This is a genomic window from Collinsella sp. AM31-2AC, from assembly GCF_003469285.1.
Lineage (GTDB): Bacteria > Actinomycetota > Coriobacteriia > Coriobacteriales > Coriobacteriaceae > Collinsella > Collinsella aerofaciens_AT.
On the sequence record NZ_QSJB01000006.1, the window covers coordinates 51,829 to 70,011 of the forward strand.

At 60.9% G+C, this 18,183-nt stretch carries 9 protein-coding genes; 2 read left to right on the forward strand and 7 right to left on the reverse strand.

Features of this window, described 5'->3' with window-relative positions:
- Positions 1-53 precede the first annotated feature (53 nt).
- On the forward strand, positions 54-2,621 hold the full coding sequence (rlmKL, locus tag DW796_RS03925; RefSeq protein ID WP_118094315.1) for a bifunctional 23S rRNA (guanine(2069)-N(7))-methyltransferase RlmK/23S rRNA (guanine(2445)-N(2))-methyltransferase RlmL: 2,568 nt from the start codon (positions 54-56) through the stop codon (positions 2,619-2,621).
- A 94-nt stretch (positions 2,622-2,715) separates the two neighbouring features.
- On the opposite strand, the gene DW796_RS03930 is transcribed toward rlmKL, so the two are convergent.
- From DW796_RS03930 to DW796_RS03945, 4 genes are all read right to left on the reverse strand, one after another.
- Positions 2,716-3,429, reverse strand: a complete 714-nt coding sequence (locus DW796_RS03930) for a response regulator (protein WP_199579828.1) — start codon at positions 3,427-3,429, stop codon at positions 2,716-2,718.
- Between the two features lie 4 nt (positions 3,430-3,433).
- Complete coding sequence (locus DW796_RS03935) at positions 3,434-5,059, reverse strand: ATP-binding protein (RefSeq protein WP_118094316.1); 1,626 nt, start codon at positions 5,057-5,059, stop codon at positions 3,434-3,436.
- Between the two features lie 136 nt (positions 5,060-5,195).
- A complete protein-coding gene (locus tag DW796_RS03940; protein ID WP_118094317.1) occupies positions 5,196-7,223 on the reverse strand; it encodes a KUP/HAK/KT family potassium transporter in 2,028 nt (675 codons plus the stop codon).
- A gap of 160 nt (positions 7,224-7,383) precedes the next feature.
- Complete coding sequence (locus DW796_RS03945; protein ID WP_118094318.1) at positions 7,384-8,253, reverse strand: nitroreductase family protein; 870 nt, start codon at positions 8,251-8,253, stop codon at positions 7,384-7,386.
- Positions 8,254-8,466: 213 nt separating this feature from the next.
- Here DW796_RS03945 and DW796_RS03950 point away from each other — a divergent pair, with 213 nt between their 5' ends.
- Positions 8,467-10,767, forward strand: coding sequence for an LTA synthase family protein (locus DW796_RS03950; protein ID WP_118094319.1), 2,301 nt, complete (start codon positions 8,467-8,469; stop codon positions 10,765-10,767).
- Positions 10,768-11,409: 642 nt separating this feature from the next.
- Here DW796_RS03950 and DW796_RS03955 read toward each other — a convergent pair.
- The 3 genes from DW796_RS03955 to DW796_RS03965 are packed head-to-tail and all read right to left on the reverse strand — an operon-like array spanning position 11,410 to position 18,180.
- Positions 11,410-12,108, reverse strand: coding sequence for a hypothetical protein (locus tag DW796_RS03955; RefSeq protein WP_118094320.1), 699 nt, complete (start codon positions 12,106-12,108; stop codon positions 11,410-11,412).
- A gap of 2 nt (positions 12,109-12,110) precedes the next feature.
- Positions 12,111-12,680, reverse strand: a complete 570-nt coding sequence (locus DW796_RS03960; RefSeq protein ID WP_118094321.1) for a hypothetical protein — start codon at positions 12,678-12,680, stop codon at positions 12,111-12,113.
- A 1-nt stretch (position 12,681) separates the two neighbouring features.
- A complete protein-coding gene (locus tag DW796_RS03965; RefSeq protein ID WP_118094322.1) occupies positions 12,682-18,180 on the reverse strand; it encodes a hypothetical protein in 5,499 nt (1,832 codons plus the stop codon).
- Positions 18,181-18,183: the final 3 nt, after the last annotated feature.

Here is an 18,183-nt window from a genome sequence, read left to right on the forward strand (position 1 = left end):
GGCAAACGAAGCATCCATCATATAATGGAGCGACGCAACCAGAGAGGTCACCCATGGAATTTTATGCAAGCTGCCCCGAGGGCTTTGAATCCGCACTCGCCGACGAGCTCAAGTGGCTCGGGCTTTCGCATGTCCGCCGCCTGAAGGGCCGCGCTACGTTTGAGGGCGAGCTCGAAGAAGGCTACCGCGCCTGTCTGTGGTCGCGCCTGGCCAGCCGCGTGTTTGTGGTGCTTGGACGCTTTGAGGCGCAGGATGCCGACGAGCTGTACGATAGCGTTTACGACATCGCCTGGGAGAGCATCGTCCGCCCCGGCGCCACCATCGCCATTACCGCCCGCGGCGTGACCGAGCAGCTGCGCAACACGCGCTTCTCGGCCCTGCGCGCCAAAGACGCACTGTGCGACCGCCTGGCCGAGACCACGGGCCGTCGCGCCGATGTCGACGCCGCCGATCCCGACGTTCACCTGCTGCTTTCGCTGCGTCAGCGCCGCGCGAGCATCAGCCTGGACCTTTCGGGTGACCCGCTGTTCAAGCGCCTGCCGCCCGCCGCGACCCGCGCCGGCGAGGGCGCGCACGTGCTGCGCCCCGACTACGCCGCCCTGGTGCTGTCGCAGGTCGGCTGGACCGCACTGTGCGAGCGCGAGCTGACGGCCGACGATTACGAGAACGAAGCCCTGCCCACGCTGGTCGACGCCTCGTGCGCCGGCGGCGGCCTGCTGCTAGAGGCCGTGAATATCCTAACCGACCGCGCTCCGGGCGCCGCCCGCGAGCACTGGGGCTTTGAGGGCTGGCAGCTGCACGACGCCGCCCTGTGGGAGCAGCTGCGTGCCGAGGCGCGCGAGCGCGAGGCGGCAGCGCGCGAGCGCCAGGTGCGCATCGTGGCCGTAGACATCGACCCCGCCGCCCGCAAAACCGCCGAGTGCATGGTCAAGTGCGCCGGCTACAAGCGCTTTGTCGATTTTTGCGGCGCAAAATCTGCCACCGTACTGGACCACGCGGGCGCCGTCGCCGGTGCCGCCCTCGTCGCGGATACGACCGAGACACCGCTGTCGCTTATGCATGACGCCATGACGCTGGTCGGCGAGCTGCGTCGCGCGCCCGAGCTTACCGCCGCGCCGGTCGCCGCCCTCACCCGCGACGGCCTTATGGCCCGCGCGCTCCATGCCGAGCCCGCGCGCTCCATTGCCGTCATGCCCAACAACGAAGAGGCGACTATCGAGGTTTGGCCCTCGCTCGACCACGCCGCCGCAGCGTTTGAGGCTGCGACCAGCGCGGATGCCGAGGCCGAGGTTGCGGATGCCAACGAAGTCAACGATGAGGCCGCAGCTTCTGCCATGCCCGAGCCCGCTGCCACGCTCGACCTGGGCGACGGCAAGCCGCTGCCCGTGCTCATCCCCGAATCCGAGCAGTTCGCCAACCGCCTGCGCAAGAACGCTCGCCTGCGCCGCAAGTGGGCCAAGCGCGAGGGCGTGAGCTGCTACCGCGTCTACGATGCCGACCTGCCCGACTACTCCGCCGCCATCGACCTGTACGAGGGTTGCCCACAGACTCCAGGCCGCTGGCTCGTCATCGCCGAATACGCGGCGCCCAAGACCATCGACCCGGCGCTGGCCCAGGCCCGTATGCTCGACATCTTGGCCATCGCGCCGCGCATCCTGGATGTCCCAGCCGAGCATGTGCATGCCAAGGCCCGCATGCGTTCGCGCGGCGGCTCGCAGTACGGCAAGCAGGGCGCCGGCAAGGGCGGCCCGGGCGAGCGCGCCAACATCGCGCGCCGTCGCCTGCCGCTCATCGAGGAGGGCGGCCTCACCTTTGCCGTCAACTTTGACGACTACCTGGACGTCGGCATCTTCTTGGACCACCGCGTCACCCGCAACCTGGTGCGCGAGCACGCCAAGCAGGCGCGCCGCTTCCTCAATCTGTTTGCCTACACCGGCACTGCCACCTGCTACGCGGCCGATGGCGGCGTCGAGGAGACCGTGACGGTCGACCTCTCCAATACCTATCTGGACTGGGCCGAGCGCAACATGCGCCAGAACGGCTTTGTGGGGCCTCAGCATCATTTTGTGCGCGACGACGTGCTCGCCTGGATTCGCGACCAGCGCCAGACGCGCAACCGCTGGGACCTGATCTTTGTCGACCCGCCCACGTTCTCGAACTCGTCCAAGATGGGCCGCCGCACCTGGGATGTCCAGCGCGACCATGTTGAGCTTTTGGCTGGCGTATCGCGCCTGCTCGCGCAGGGCGGCCATGCCATCTTTAGCTGCAACCTGCGCGGCTTCCGCCCCGAAACGCGCAAGCTCGCCCGCGCGGGCGTGGTGCTGGAGGACATTACGGCGCAGACCATCCCCGAGGACTTCGCGCGCAACCAGAAGGTGCACCACTGCTACATCGTGCGCCGCCTGCCCATCGAGGACGCCATGGCCGAGGTCGGCTTTAGCGCCGAGGAGATTGCCGAGCGAACCGAGGAACTGCGCAACCCCGAGGCCCGCAAGCCCCGTGCGGCAGTACCCGCGCACGCGCAGGCCGGCAACGGCAAGTCCAACTTTTCCGGCAAGCCCTCCCCCGCCGGCAAGCCCAAAAAGAAGAAGTTCTACGCCAGCAAGCCCAAGGGCAAATAACAAAGTTGCGGTGGAATACGGACTGTTTTGCCTGGAATTAGGCAAATTTAGACCGTATTTCACCGCAACTCATATTGGGATGGTGGTTGGCGATCTAGCCTTGGATGACTAGGCGGTAGCCAATGCCTACGTGCGTTTGGATATAGCGCGGGTGCGCGGGGTCGGACTCGATCTTCTTGCGCAACGTGCCCATAAAGACGCGCAGGCTCGCCAGGTCGCTCTTGGTCGCCGTGCCCCAAATCTCGTGCAAGATAAACTGGTGCGTCAGCACCTTGTCGGCGTTATGCGCCAGCAGGCACAGCAGCTTGTACTCGATCGGCGTCAGGTGCAGCTCCTCGCCGTCCATCGTTGCGATGCCGGCGTCAAAATCGATATGCAGCTCACCGGTATCGAACGAGCCCTCGGAGGCAACGCCGCCCGCCTGCGCATACGAAAGGCGCCTGAGCGTCGTGCGAATGCGCGCGAGCAGCTCCTCGACCGAAAACGGCTTAGTCAGGTAGTCATCGGCGCCGGCATCGAGCGCTCGGATCTTGTCCGCGTCCTCGCTGCGCGCCGAAACCACGATGATCGGCATGCCCGACCACGCGCGCACCGACTCCACCACCTTGACGCCGTCCATATCGGGCAGGCCCAGATCGAGCAGCACAATGCTCGGCGCCTGCGACGAAGCGGCGGCGATGGCGGCGTGGGCGGTCTCCACAGCCATATGGCGCAAACCGTGCGCCTCGAGCGCGGCGACGATAAGGTTGCGGACGGCGGGATCGTCCTCAACGACCAAGATGAGCGGTTTCACGGCAGAGTTCGGCACAGCGCTACTCCTTATCAAACGAAACGTCGGCGGCGGGAAGCTCAATCGTAAAGACCGAACCGTGAGGGTCCGCCGCGGTAACCTCTATGCTACCGCCATGTGCCAGCGCAATGGAGCGGCAGAGCGAAAGCCCCAAGCCCACACTGCGGCAGCTGTCGGCCAGGCCATGGTTGGCGGTGTAGAACGACTCAAAGATCCGCTCGCGGTCCTCGGGCGCAATGCCCGGGCCATCATCAGCAACCGAGCACGCCACGCATCCATCATGGACGCCAATCGAGATTACGATATGCGAGCCCGCGGGCGTATAGGCGATGGCGTTGTTCACCAGATTGACCACCAGCTGCACCATCAGGCGCGCGTCGACGTTGACGAGCGCCGGCTCATCGCACGCCACCACCTTAAGGTCGTGCTCGCGCACGGCCGGGTTCACGTGGCGCAGCGCCTCCTCGACGATATCGTCCATGAGCTCGAGCGTGGTCGACAGGCGCATACCGCCACCCTCGAGCTTGGTGATGGCGAGCAGATTCTCGACAGTGGCGTTGAGCCATTGCGCGTCCGAGCGAATGGATAGGAGCATGCCGCGGCGTGTCTGGTCGTCGAGCACGGCCGTGCCGGTCGAGCCCTGGTCGAGCAACACGTCGGCATTACCCGAAATACTGGTGAGCGGCGTACGCAGGTCGTGCGAGATGGAGCGCAGCAAGTTGGCACGCAGCTGTTCGTTTTTGGCGAGCACCGCCGCTTCCTCGCGAGCCTCCATGGCGCGGGCGCGATCGAGCGCCAGCTCGCCTTCGCTCACGATGGCATCGGCAAGCGTCCGCTCCTCGGGCGTCAGCGCATCGGGCTCGGCGACAATGGCGAACACCCCCACCACCGAGGCGGGATCGCCCGCGCGCACCATGGTGTCGCCCGAGCGCACGGTCAGGTATATGCCGTAGAACGCCGAGGCGCCATAGGTGGCATCGAGCGGCGTTCCCACATAGGCGGACGCCGAGAGCCGCGGCGGCATCTGCGGCGCCAGCTGGTGTACCGGCGCGGCATCGCCCACGGCCGTGTACGTCGTGCGCGGCAGCAGGTCATCGTTATCGGCATCGGCGCTATACCACACGACCGGACAGTCCGAAAGACGCGCCAGCTGCGTTGCCATAGCGTGCACAATCTGTTGCTGATCGCCACACCGCTGCAGCATGCGGTTGGTCTCGAGCACCATCTGCGTGCGACGGTCGCTGGCGGCAGCCTGCGCCAAGGCGCGGCGCAGGGCCAGCGCGATCGAGCTCGATACGAGCGAGACCGCAAACATGATAAAGAACATGCCGGGATAGACGCGGTCGATAAACGACAGCGCGTAGCGCGGGTCGACAAACAAGAAGTTGTAGAGCGCCACGGCGGCAGCCGAGCTCAGCAGGCAGTACAGGCGGCTCCAGGTAAAGAAAGCGCACAGCTGCACGGCGAACACATAGACGATCATGATGCTCGGCGCGAGCCCCGGATGGTCGAGCAGCGCGCCCACAATCGTCGCCGCGGCTAGCAGCCCCGCCGATACGCAGGCGTCATACAGAGGGCTGCGACGCGTCAGCGTTGTACGCCGCCACCAAAAGTTCTCGGCAATATCGCCGTCCGCACGGACGTCCATCAGCGCCCCGCCCCTCTCTCAAAAACAAAAACCACCACAAAGGGGACTGGCACCTTTGCGGTGGTGGCCTCCTTGTGGTGGTTTCAAGTGTATAGCCTTTGCAGCCTGCGGTCGCTAGACAAACAGCAGACGTCGACTACGGACGCTCGTCGGGAGCCAGGCGCTGCATCTTGCTCACGGCCTTAAACTTGGTGAACAGCGGCACGTACTCAAAGCTCACGTTGGAGTTCTCCAGGCCGTACCAGCGCGCAGGCGTGCCGGCGGCGCGGCGGATGATGTACTTGAGCGTGATGGCCGTACGCTCGCTGGGCTCCACGTCGCTTTCGGGCGCCAGCAGCTTGCGGATCATGACGAACTTAAACGTACCGATGTTGCCCGGGTCCTTGTAGACCGAGTAGTCATGCGTCTGCGCCGGCAGCTCGCCGCTGGCAGCCAGGTCCTGAACAACCTGGCGCAGGTAAGCATTGACGCGCTGGTTGATCTTATAGCCCAGGTACAGATGCACGCGGAATACGTAGTCGGTGCCGAACGTCTCGACCGAGTAGGCAAAGGTATGCGGCTCCTCCATGGTCTCGACATTCACGAACCACCAGGCGCGAGCGCGCTTGGGGTGCTTATCCAAAATCGAGTAGACGATATCGCGGTCGATATAGTCGGTGTTGGTGTCCTTGGTCAGGTACACGATGTTGTCGCTCATGAGCTCGTAGCGATCGTCGTCGCGCAGGCGTTTGAGCTGCGGCAGATAGCTGCGCAGCGGCAGCAGCGTAAACTGACGTTGCTCGACCGCCGTACCGTTGTACCAGCACACCATAATGCCCATGATGAGTGCAGCCATAAGGATGGTGAAGTAGCCGCCGTGGAAGAACTTGGTGAGCGAGCTCACAAAGAAGAAACCCTCGAGCAAAAGGAAGAAGGCAGCAAAGATCCACGGCGCGACCTTGAGATTGCGCTCCACGTGCAGATAGAAGAAGAGCAGCATTGTCGTGCACATCATGGTCAGGGTAATGGCCAGGCCGTACGCGGCCTCCATGTGCGCCGAGTTCTGGAACAGCAGCACCACGTCGACGCAGCCCACGAGCATGACGTTGTTGACCATGGGGATGTAGAGCTGGCCCTTGGTCTCGGCAGGATAGAAGACCTGCATATGCGGCATGAGGTCCAGGCGGCTGGCCTCGGACACCAGCGAGAATGCACCGGTGATGAGCGCCTGCGAGGCGATGATGGCCGCGACGGTGGAAAGGCCGACGGCAAAGGGGCGCAGACCCGGGGCGAGCATCTGGTAGAACGGGTTGAGGTCGGCGATACCCATGAGCTCCGGGTTGCCGGCGTTGTTGATAAGCCACGCGCCCTGGCCCATGTAGGACAGCAGCAGGCAGCACTTAACGAACGGCCAGGTGGCATAGATGTTGCCGCGGCCCACATGGCCCATGTCGGAATAGAGCGCCTCGGCACCGGTGGTAGCGAGGAAGCAGCTGCCCAAAATCATGATGCCCGCATGGTTGTTGGGGCTCAGCAGAAAAGCGATGCCACGCAACGGGTTGAGGCACAGCAGCACCGCGGGATACTGGCAGACAAAGAACAGGCCCGTGCCGCCCAGGAACAAAAACCACAGCGTCATGATGGGGCCGAAGGCGTGACCGATCTTGGCCGTGCCGATGCGCTGCACCAAGAAGAGCGCGATGATGATGGCAAGCGTGATGGCGACGACACGACCCTGGTCGTCACCGAGCACGGCATGGACCGCCGGGATGGTGCGCAGGCCCTCGATGGCCGTGGTGACGGTAACGGCAGGCGTCAGGATGCCGTCGGCGAGCAGCGCCGCGCCGCCCAGCATGGCGGGGATGATGAGCCACTTGCCGCAGCGCTTGACCAGGCTGTACAGGGCAAAGATGCCGCCCTCGCCGTGGTTGTCGGCGCGCAGCGAGATCAGCACGTACTTGACGGTCGTCAGCAGTGTGACCGTCCACACGACAAGGGAGAGCGCGCCGAGCACGAACTCCTGCGTGACGCTTCCGATGCCGCCGTTGCCGGCAACGAGCGCCTTGGTTACATACATGGGGCTGGTGCCGATATCGCCATACACCACGCCCAGCGTGACGAGCATCGCCGAGATGCTCACAGGAATCGCAGCGTGCGAAGCTGCCTCCTTGGCCTTTTGATTCATAAGCCGGTTTCCTCCCAACTTTAACGTTCGACGGGATTATATGTAATCAGCCCATATTTTAATGGCACCGTTTTCCCAGCTAGATAAACATTTATGCGGCCTTTAGGCCACCGCGGCGATATGGAATGTGACAAAGGGACTGCTCCCTTTGTCACATCCGTCATTTTCCGAACCAGTTTTTGAACCACCACTCCATGGAGCGGCTCATCTCGGCCATAAAGGGGCTCGTGTGCTTGCGGGTGTAGATATCGATGACGCGCTCGCCCGCCTCGCGGGCATGCGGGCGAAACATCGCGTCCATCTCGGCCACCTGCGCATCCATCGTCTCGGCGTCGGCGCGGCGGTAGTGCTCCTCGTGCACCAGGTTCACCACGGGATGCGCGATTGCCGGGCGCTCCTTACGGGGCGTGCCGATGATGAGCATCGACAGCGGCATGGTATAGGGCGGCAGATCGAGCAGCTCGGCGACTTCCTCGGCATTCTCGACGATATCACCGATATAGCAGCTCCCCAAGCCCAGAGCCTCGGCGGCAACCACGGCGTTTTGCGCGGCGATCACGGCGTCCTGGGCCGCGATGGCAAAGTCGCCCAAACCCGGCGCGCGGCGGGGCGCCTTGCCCGTACGCTCGACAAACTCGGGCTCAAAGCAGCCCACGTGCTCAAACAGATCGATCCACTTGGCATAATCGACCACAAATAATAGTGCCCAGGGCGCCTTGGCGATCATGGGCTGGTGGTCGCACAGGTCGGCCAGACGATCGAGCGTGGCCTGCTCGCGGATGCTCACGATGGAATACATCATCATGGCGCCTGCCGACGGCGCACGGCTCGCCGCATGCAGAATCGCCGCCCGCTGCTCGTCGGTCACCGCCACGGGTCGGCCGTCGTCATCGCGCGCAAAAGCGCGCGTGGAGGAACGGTGCTCCAACGTGTCCAGCACCGCATTGCCCGTGGTCTCGACCGGATAGCCGCACGTATCGACCGCCGCTCCATCGCCGCCCATGTCCGCCTTGCAAACCTGCTCGTTCATCGCCTCATCCTCGCTAATTCTTTAAGAAGCCTTTACGTTTCCGTGTAATTCCCGTCCATTATCGCGCAGGTCGCCACCACATTGCGCCACACCGCCACACGTGCGCGTTAATATGGCTGGTTGTTGTGCGCAGACACCAATTGCAGCGCATATCTTGGTAACAATCGGGTAAACCCCCGCTTTCGTAGGTTTTAGTTTGTGAGGAGTCTCAGCATGTTCGCTGCCGCCATCTCGCTCGTCGGTCTTGCGGCGACCGTCTACCTTGTCTTGCGCGAGGCCAAGGCCATTCGCGCTCAGTCGGGCACCGTTGCCAAAAGCGCTCTTGGGTGGAGCGTCGCCTTCGGCCTGTTCCAGCTCTTTTTGACCATTTGGGGCGCCATTGGCCTCGTCGCTCAAAACGAGCCGCTCGCCTTTGTGATTCTCATCCTGACCAACGCCATTCTCACCGGATGCGCTTGGGCCAGCATCGCCCGCGACCGCATCGCACCGCGCGTCTTTGCGTTCGCCTCGGCCGACGCTCCCGCCCCCACTGGCAAGCTCGCCCGCCTGCGCGGCGCCTTTGTGGGCAAACCGCTCGTCGCCGCCGTCCTGTGCCTGCTGCTCGCCGGCGTCTTTGCGCTGCTGGGCATGGAGGTCTCGTCCAACCACGACTTTACCTGGGTCTACCCCCTGTGCATCCTGCTCGAGTGGGCCATCATCACCGTGCTCATGACCGGCCTGTTCTTCCTATTCCAGCGCCACGGCGCAGCTCCCGCGGTCCTGGCCTTTGCCCTCTTTGTCCTGGGCATTGCCGAGTTCTTCGTTATCACGTTTAAATCCATGCCCATCCAGCCGGGCGACCTTTCGGCCATCTCCACCGCCGCCGCGGTCGCCGGCAACGGCTACACCTTCTCGATCTCGCTGTTCTGCGTGCTGTCCATGGGCTTTACCGCCATCGCCATGCTGCTGTGCGAGTACGCCGGCCTGGTGGCACCGCACCGTCAGAAGGGTGCCGCCAGCGCCAAGCGCATGCTGCTCACCAACCTGCTCGTGGCAGTGCTATGCCTGGGCGGTGTGACCGCGCATGTCACGCTCATCGACTACTACAACACTCTCGGCATCACCGTCTACACCTGGCGTCCGCTCGAGAGCTACTGGCGCGAGGGCTACCTGCCTGCCTTTATTAGTGCGGCGCAGTCCATCAAGCCGCCCAAACCCGCCGACTATTCTGTCGATGACGCCAAGGCCACGCTCAAAAAGTACGCCAAGGCCTACGACAAATCCGACGCGGCCAAGAGCGACGAGCGCGCCGCCGCAAAGGAGCAGTTCGACAGCGAGAAGCCCACGGTCATCGCTATCATGAACGAAACGTTCTCGGATTTGTCGATCTACCAGAACATGCGCGCCGGCTACGAGGGCCCGCAGTACTTTAAGAACCTGTCCAACTGCCTCAGCCGCGGCAAGCTCTATGTGAGCGCCTACGGCGGCGGCACGGCCAATACCGAGTTTGAGTTTATGACCGGCAACTCCATGGCCAACCTGGGTTCGGGCGTGTACCCCTACACCATCTACAACATGGAGACGACCGGGAACCTGGCAGAGCAGTTCAAATCGCTCGGCTATTCCACCACGGCCATGCACCCCAACCACGCCACCAACTGGAACCGCGAGAACGTCTATAAGGACTTTGGCTTTGACCAGTTCCTGTCCATCAACGATTTCCAGGGCGCCGATACCCTGCGCGGCATGGTGACCGACCAGGCTACCTACGACAAGATTCTGGAGCTTCTCGACCAGAACGCCGACCCGCAGTTCATCTTCGATGTGACCATGCAGAACCACTCGGGCTACGACACGGGCCTGCTGCCGGCAGATAAGCAGATGCACCTCAACATCGACACGACCGATCTGGACGCCAAGACCGTCGAGGACGGCACGCTGTCCGATGTCGACGAGTACGTCTCGTGCATCGAGCAGTCCGACCAGGCGCTTCGCTACTTCCTTAACGCCTTGAGCAAGCTCGACCGCAAGGTGGTCGTGGTGTTCTGGGGCGACCACCAGCCGTTCTTCCCGTCCAAGTTCAACGATAAGTGGTTTACCGGCGAGGACGACGCCACGCACCAGGAACGTCTGTGGCAGACCGACTACATCATCTGGGCCAACTACGACGTTGCCGGTTGCGACCAGACGAGTGAGGTCGACGACCTGTCCACCAACTACCTGTCCACCCAGCTGATGCAGCTGATCGGCGCACCGCTGACCGACTACCAGAAGGCGCATATGACATTGCGCGACTCGCTGCCCGCCATCAACTCCGTCGGCTACGAGGACGCCAGCCTGCGCTGGGCGCTCTCCTCCAACGTCACCGGTGACGACGCCGCTGCCGCAGCCGCCACCAAGGCGCGCGAGGATTACGCCAAGATGCAGTACTACGAGATGTTCCGCGACGGCAAGAACGTGTATACCGAGCACTTCCAGACCGAGGCCAACGAGACCGACCCCAACCTGGCGCCGGGTACGACCAAGATCAAGTAGCGGGTCGCTCATAACTGAAACGTCTGTCCGGGCGGAGGCATATAAGGTTCCCTGCTCGGACAGTCCTGCGCAAGACGGAGGCCACATTAAGTGGCCTCCTTTGCGTGCGGAACTCGCGATGAACCTTATATGCCTCCGCCCGGACAGACGCCTTGTTGTTGGAGCACGGCTTGTCATGGGGGTATCCGCTGAACATATATAAGTTGAAGGCCACGTCATGTGGCCTTTTTTGCATCCGGAAGCCGTATCCCAGAATTCACGTCCGGAATGGGATGCAGTTTCCGCTTACGGCCCCGTTGGGAAACTGTATCCCATTCCGATTGCAAATTCCGGGTCGCATTTTCCACCAGAGCCCTCAACCGGAAACCGCATCCCATTCCAAAGCCAAATTCCGGGACGCACTTTCCGAAACGCCGCGCATTCGGAAAGTGCGTCCCGCTCTGAATACATCCGGACATGGAATATCCGCTTATTAGGCCTTCCATCAATAAAGGGGCGCCCTCCCGAGCGGCGGGCTCGAAGTTCATCGCGAGTTCCGCACGCAAAGAAGGCCACTTAATGTGGCCTTCTTCTTGTGCAGGACTGTAAAGCAGGGAACTTCGTGCCCGCCGCCCGGGAGGGCGTTGCGTTTAGAAGATGGACCTAGCGCTTATCCCTCCGGGACAAAAGTAGCGCGGCTATAAAAGCGATGCTGGCAAGAGTTAGCAAAACTAAAAGCAACGTGAGCGTGTTGTCGCCCGTTGCCGCCAGACCAAGCAAGCCGGGCTTCTTGCTGTCAGCAGACTGCACGGGAATCTTCTCGCCATCGTCCTCGGCGGTAATCTCCCAGCGAATTGCCTTGTTTGCGTCGGCAAGCTCGTTGCCCACCGACGTCGGGACACTTAGTTGCAAATTGAGTACCGTGCTGCCATCGCTCGTAAACGTTGCGACCTGCGTGGGATAGGCAAACACGCTGCCCGGCGTTCCCGTCTGGAGCCAACCGGCAGACGCATCGGCCGCCGACGCCGTTAGGGTAATGGGCGACAGCAGACGTGCCGTCTCGTGATCGACAACAGCCCGCACAAACACACGTACCTGGGACTTTACACCCGTGGCACGAACCCCAATCTGTTGCTCGCGTACATCGCCGGGCATTAGATCTTTAAAGGCTGGAAACAGATCGGGCTCCCCCGAGGAGTCCGTCGCTCCCGATACCGTTAGCTGGCGTGCATTTCCGTCATAGGCAATCGAGGGCGTATCGGCGAACGCACGGGCAGGAACGGCGAGCGCGACCACGCAGAAAATGGCCGCGACCACACAACGCAAGGAACGCGCAACGTCTTTGAAAATCGGTAAAGCCATGCTTACGCACCTCCGTGCGGCGGCACCAGCACGCCATCTTTGACCGTACAGTTCCATGCCTCGGTGACCGCATCGTCGGGCGTAGACTGAATCGCTTGGGTCGAGATGTCAACAACTAGGTTTTTACCATCTGCCTTCTTCTCGGACACGCCCTTGATGAGCACGCCCGTCTTGTCGAGCGGCGCAACAGGAGACGTCCAGTAGTAGAACCCGTCGGCCGAGCGAACCCAAGACGAGGCGCTGCCAGTAGTTGAGGCATTGGACACGTTGCCCCACACAATGGCGTAGTCGGTACCCTCGACCGGCTCATCCCACAGGCGCGCGCCATCCTGGTCCTGCCAGTAGATATCCACCGCAGCACGCAGGTATGCCGGAGCCGAGCCCTTGTTTGTAATCGTGACGTCACTCTTCACGTTGCCATTGAGCTTCTCGTCTACCGAGGGCGCCACCGAACCAAAGCCAAACTCGTTGACCAGCACGCCCGTAACCGAAAGCCACGCAAAGGTGCCGGCAACGCCAGCCAAAAGAAGAACGCCGACAAGGAGGGCAACGATCTGCTTGCGCTTACCCATCCTAGTCCTCCCTCCTTAGCGTGCCGTTTTCCCAAACATTCTTGGCACGCGAGCCACCATCGACCCATTTGTCCTTCGCGCGCGTGTTAACGCACGTCACCACGGCGTCGCCTGCGCTCGAAGCAGACGAAATCGTCAGCTCGGCAGTTTTACCGGGCGCCTTGCCCGGCGTGCTCAGCTCGCCCCGGTAGCGCCATGCCCAAGCCGTATCTTCCTCGACGGTATAGATGCCCGCCGGAGCGGCGAACTGCACGCTGCCGACATACCAGGTCTCACCGTTTTCCGGCTGCTGCTTATCGACTTTCACCTCGACCATGCGCGTCTCGGCAGGAGAATCCTGCGACATCTTTCGCGTTACCTTAAAGCGGAACGTTTGCCCCATAGCGCTGGCATCGGTCGTCTTTTTAACGATCGTCAGCGCATGAGTCTGGGCAAAGTTGAACACGGCTTTGCCGGGGCCCTGATCGCCCTCGCCCGTCTTCTTGGACTCCAGACGGTTGGCCAGGTCGAACGAGCCGCCACCCGAACCCAGACTGTAGAGCGAGACAAACTTGCCGTTCACAGGCTTTTCCGCCGCAGAAACGCCCTCTGCACCAGGGCCGTAGCTTGCCTGCGTTACCGTAACGGTCAGTTGTGTTCCCATAAACGGCTCGGCAAAGCAGACCTTAAACGGCGCCTGGTCGGCACCGTCATCGACGGTGTTGGCGGCGGCGGGATCGAGCAGCCATTTAAGCTGCGCGGTCATGGTTACGGGTTTCGCGGGATCAGACGTATCGTTGGCAACCACGCGATACGTCACGGGATACAGGTCCATGTCGCCCTTGACTGGCTCGCCCTTGAACTCATCCCAAGACTTTGCAGTGCCATCGGCACCCACATATCGCCACTCCAAGAAGAGCTCGCGCTTATCGCCATTGGCAGCAGCCTGTTCATCGAGCAGCGCGACGATCTTGGAGTGGGCGTCCGGATCGTACGCCACGGATTTTTGCTCCATCACAGGATTGCCGTCGTTGTCGTAGAAAGGGTTGCCGCTCTCGTCCATTTTGGGAACATCGACCGTGTAGACAAAGCCAGGCTTACCGTCCTGCGCGCGCTCGTCGCCCGAGTCGACCGTCGCCGTAAAGATGACCGCCCCGTCGACGCTGTGATAGCGCACCTTATACGGCGTGACCTTGTACACCGCGGTATACGTCGCGCCCTTAAAGGGTTCACTACCCTCGAGGGGATACTTATCGTCTTCGGTCAACAGGGTGTATTTGCCATCGGGTTCATAGTCGCGCGACCAGCCGACAAAGTCGTACTTGGTGCCGTCAATGCCGACAACCTCAGCTGTAGCTCTTACTTCCAGCGAAATTTGATCGCCAGAGTCGGTGCGCGAAAGAGAACGCACGGAATCGGGGTTATCCAGATTGGCATCGATATTCGATTGGACAATTACCGCGCTGGCACGGTAGACCGGGTACAGCTCCATGGGGGCGTTAACCACAGTGTTTGTATTCACCATGGGAAGGCCGTCCGACCAAACGACATAACAGTTGCCGGATGCCGGTTTAGTTTCCGTCCAGCCTACGAAGGCATTGTATGCGTTCGTTGCATCATCGATGTCGCCAACGTTATACGTCGGCAGCGGGATGCCGTCCTTAAGGCTGCCGAGCGTATCGCCCTGCTGGGCTACCTTGCCATCCACATCTTTGGCATTGAGATGGTACACGACCGCCAACGGCGAATAGTACGCCACAAATGTATAGGCTCCGCCGGGTTCCACCTGATAGGAATACGAGTTATCGCCGTTAGGTTCGAGCTTTTTAACCTCACCGTTCGGGAGTTCGATTTCGACCTTATTCAGCTTGTATAACTCGCCGCCGGACTTGTATACCGTCGTTTCGATATCAGGAGTCACCGTTGCCGTGGCGGGATCGTTGTCCGCATTGAGATTAGGGGTGATGTCATACCTAGGAACATTCACCTCGGAAGTGCCATTAAAACCGGCGCGGTGCAGGTTGGTGGTGTAGTTGACGTCGAACTTTGCGTAGACGGGATAGGCATCCTGACACTTGGTGACCTTGAAGTCATCCGTCGCCAAGTATGGCGCCGCCTTTTCCGGATCGCTCGTCACATAGGGGTCGTTGGCGACATCATAGATATAGTTCCAGACGGGAGAATCCTTCTGGACCTCGGCGGTCGAAATCCAACCCAAGAACTTATATCTCGGATCCGGCTCGCCCTTAGGATTCCGCACGGCCATTTCAGTATCGGTCGGAGAAGACTCGAGGGTCAGGGGGCTCTCATACGATCCCTTCTCACCATCTTCTGGCTTTTCGGCCACTTTAACCGACTTATTAACATGCGGGTAGTAATACGTGAACGTCGGATCCGCCCCGTTCACCTTGGTCTGCAGCAAGTTACTCTCATAGCGCCGCGTGGCAGTCCTCACGACATTATCGCCCTTGTTGTAGAAATTAACGTCCGTGGTAATCATCGCGCGAACGTAGTACTTCTTATCTGTACGCACCATGCTCTCGATGGGATTTTTCACATATGTCCAATATTTACCATCGCGCTCAAGCGTCCAGAAATTCAGGCGATAGCGATCATTCACCGGTTTGACCGTTACGTTCAGCGAAGCCGAAGTCCAAGTATCGCTTAGCGTTGCAGCGCCTGGAAAATCGGTATCGGCATAGAGGTTTTTTAGAGTATCGGCTCCCGTATCGTTTTTAACGTTGTGCGAGTACGCGTTAAGGGGACTCACGACAAGGGTTTCCTTCGTGAAGCGTGTGCCACACGTTTCATAACTATCCTTTATACCGTGGTCAACATGCTCCGGGCCCCAGTGGACGACGTTTTCACGCACGAAGGTACTACCGACGTTTTCCTCAAAGGGCGTTTGATAGCGATTCCAAACGGAACAAAGTAGCTTGCTGTCCGTAAACTCATGGTTGGTATAAGCCCGAACGTAATAATCCACTCGGTACTCAAAGCGGGCGATGTAGGTATGCGGCGCGGTTAAATCGACATCGGTGGGGAGCGTATAGCTGGGATCGCGGCTTACGCGCACCTCAAGCGGGGCATCCTCGGTTCCCTTGTTTTCATACCAACCCAGGAAACGGTAGCCGTCGGGCAGCGCACCGTCCTCTGATAAAGGCTTGTTGTCCACGTCGCACACCCGCACCGTGTACACACCGGTGCCATCCTCGGCAGTCTCAACCTTAACGTCAGTTTTGCCCACACCATCGCGCCGAGTCTGATCGTCGATTGCATCCTGCTCATTGCCCTCAAACACCGTCATGATGTTCGACACATAGTCGGTGTACACCGGATAAAAATCGGTAGGGCCAAGCACAGTGATCTCAGCGCCGGCAGGATAGAACGCACCGGCGTTTTTTAGCTCGGCAAGCTTAGGCGAGGTGATGGCCGCGTAACCGCCATGCATCCCGGCCTCGCCGCTCGGCTGCGTCGTCCAACCAATAAAGGTGGCGCTGGCAGATAGAGTGCCGCGGTCCGCAGGGGCAACCGGCGTTAAACCGACACCATAGCGGTACCAATCCGTCGACTTGTCGTGCGCCTCGCCGCTCTGCCACGAGAGCATCTCACCCTTGACGTTATAGAACAGCACCTGCGCCTCGTACGAAGCAATAAAGAGGTCGTTGCCCTTAAAGGCCTCGGCCCCCTTCGCGTTATCGGCAGTATAGGTCGACGTTTTGTCGTTTGCCTCGTTCTTCTGGACCTGCTTGCCAGCAGCCACAGCATCGGCATCGGTCTTGCCGTCAAACCAGCTGTTGTCTTGTCCAATTCGGTTCACACGCACATCGGGCTCGCGGAACCAGCCCATAAAGCGGTAGCCGCCGTTCGCCTCGCTCAGGTCGGCAGGCTTTGCAGAGGTCTCCTGCTTAAACGTTACCGAGGTATCGCCCTGGGCCAAGCCCTGAGCAGTTCCCGCCAGCACGGCACTCACGGCAAAGGCATACGGATCCGAGGTCGCCTGATCAATACCGAGTTTGGTTGCCGTAATAGTCGCGGTACCCGCACCGGGAAAATCGATCGTCGCCTTAACGCTTTGGCCATGCACGGGGATATTCAGCTTGTAATCCATCGCCCATTCGTTTGCATGGTCGCCGCCCAGATAATCGTTATTGGCAGTCGAGCGCATGGTGCCGGCACAGAAGTCGTAGTCGTGCTCTTCCCATAGCTCACGCGTGGTATAGCGCTCGTCGTCCCACGGGCCATAGCCGTCGCCCTTGGTGGTACCGTCGCCGCCAAAAGAGGGGATCTTCTTCTTAGCCGCGGTACCCTGGCTGCTGCCGTTTAGGCTCACGCTCGGCTTAAAGTAGCACTCGGTGACCGTGGCGTCGCCCTTGTTGGCGCGCGCAGCAATACCGCCCAGGTTCACGTCGTTTTGGATGATGGGGATCACGGCGATGGGGTTGTATTGACGCGAGCTCAGGTCACCTGCAAAGTGGCTGCGGACGAGCTCATTGCCTTCTTTGGTTAAAATACGACCCGCCAGGCCACCCGCCCACGCGCGCGTCACGGCGACAACGCCCACGTACGACGCGGCATAGCTGTAGCACTGGGCCGTCGAGAAGCAGTCGATGATCTTGGCGTCACCTGCCATGCAGCCCACAAAGCCCGAGGCGTACACGTTGTTGCCGCCCAGGGCGCCAATGGCCACGTCGTACTTATTGGTGACGTCGGTCATGCCCTTCTCGGCAATCGAGCCGTCGTCCTTACGCGTCGGCGTCACGCGGCAGTACTCGATAGTCGATTTCTCAACGTAGCCGGCAAACGCCGCCATATACAGACCCTCACCGCCGAGCGCCTGCACGCCCGAAGTCGTGTTGTTAACGGCGCGGCCACCACGTACCTCGCAGTTATAGAGGGTACAGCCGTCGAGCTCGCCGGCGATGAGACCGCCCTCAAAGCCTGCGTTGGTAATGAGGTTGAGAGCATTGTTGGCGCAGGTCACGTGCAGCGTGCTCTCCATGACCATAACGTTTTCGAAACGCGTATTGACGGCCTTGCCCACGATAATGCCACCGCGGAAGTCCGCCCACACGTTGGCGTCCTTGACCAGGAAGTTTTTGATGGTGGCACCGTTGGTCTCGGCAAAAAATCCCGTATCGCGCTCGGGGTCAAAAGCGTCTTTATCGTAGTTCAGGCCCTCAACGGTGTGGTTTTGACCATCGAACACGCCCTTAAACGGATGCTCCTTGTTGCCAAACGACAGATGCTTAACGGTGTTTGCAACGATGTCTTTCATGTCGTCGCTGTCGAGCTCAATGTCGTTATCGAGATAAACGTGCCAGCCGGACGTATCGCGCTCGCGCGACAGCGCCACACACGACAAAAAGTCAGCCTCGTTTTTGATGTGGAATTCGTTTTTGTTCTCGGGCACGTCCTCGGCATGCACCGCCGTCGGCAGCGCCATAACGCAGCAAATGGCAATCGTCGCGACGGCAACTAGCCTGCTAAGCACGCCCCGGTTCATGTTCTTGATCTTCATAGG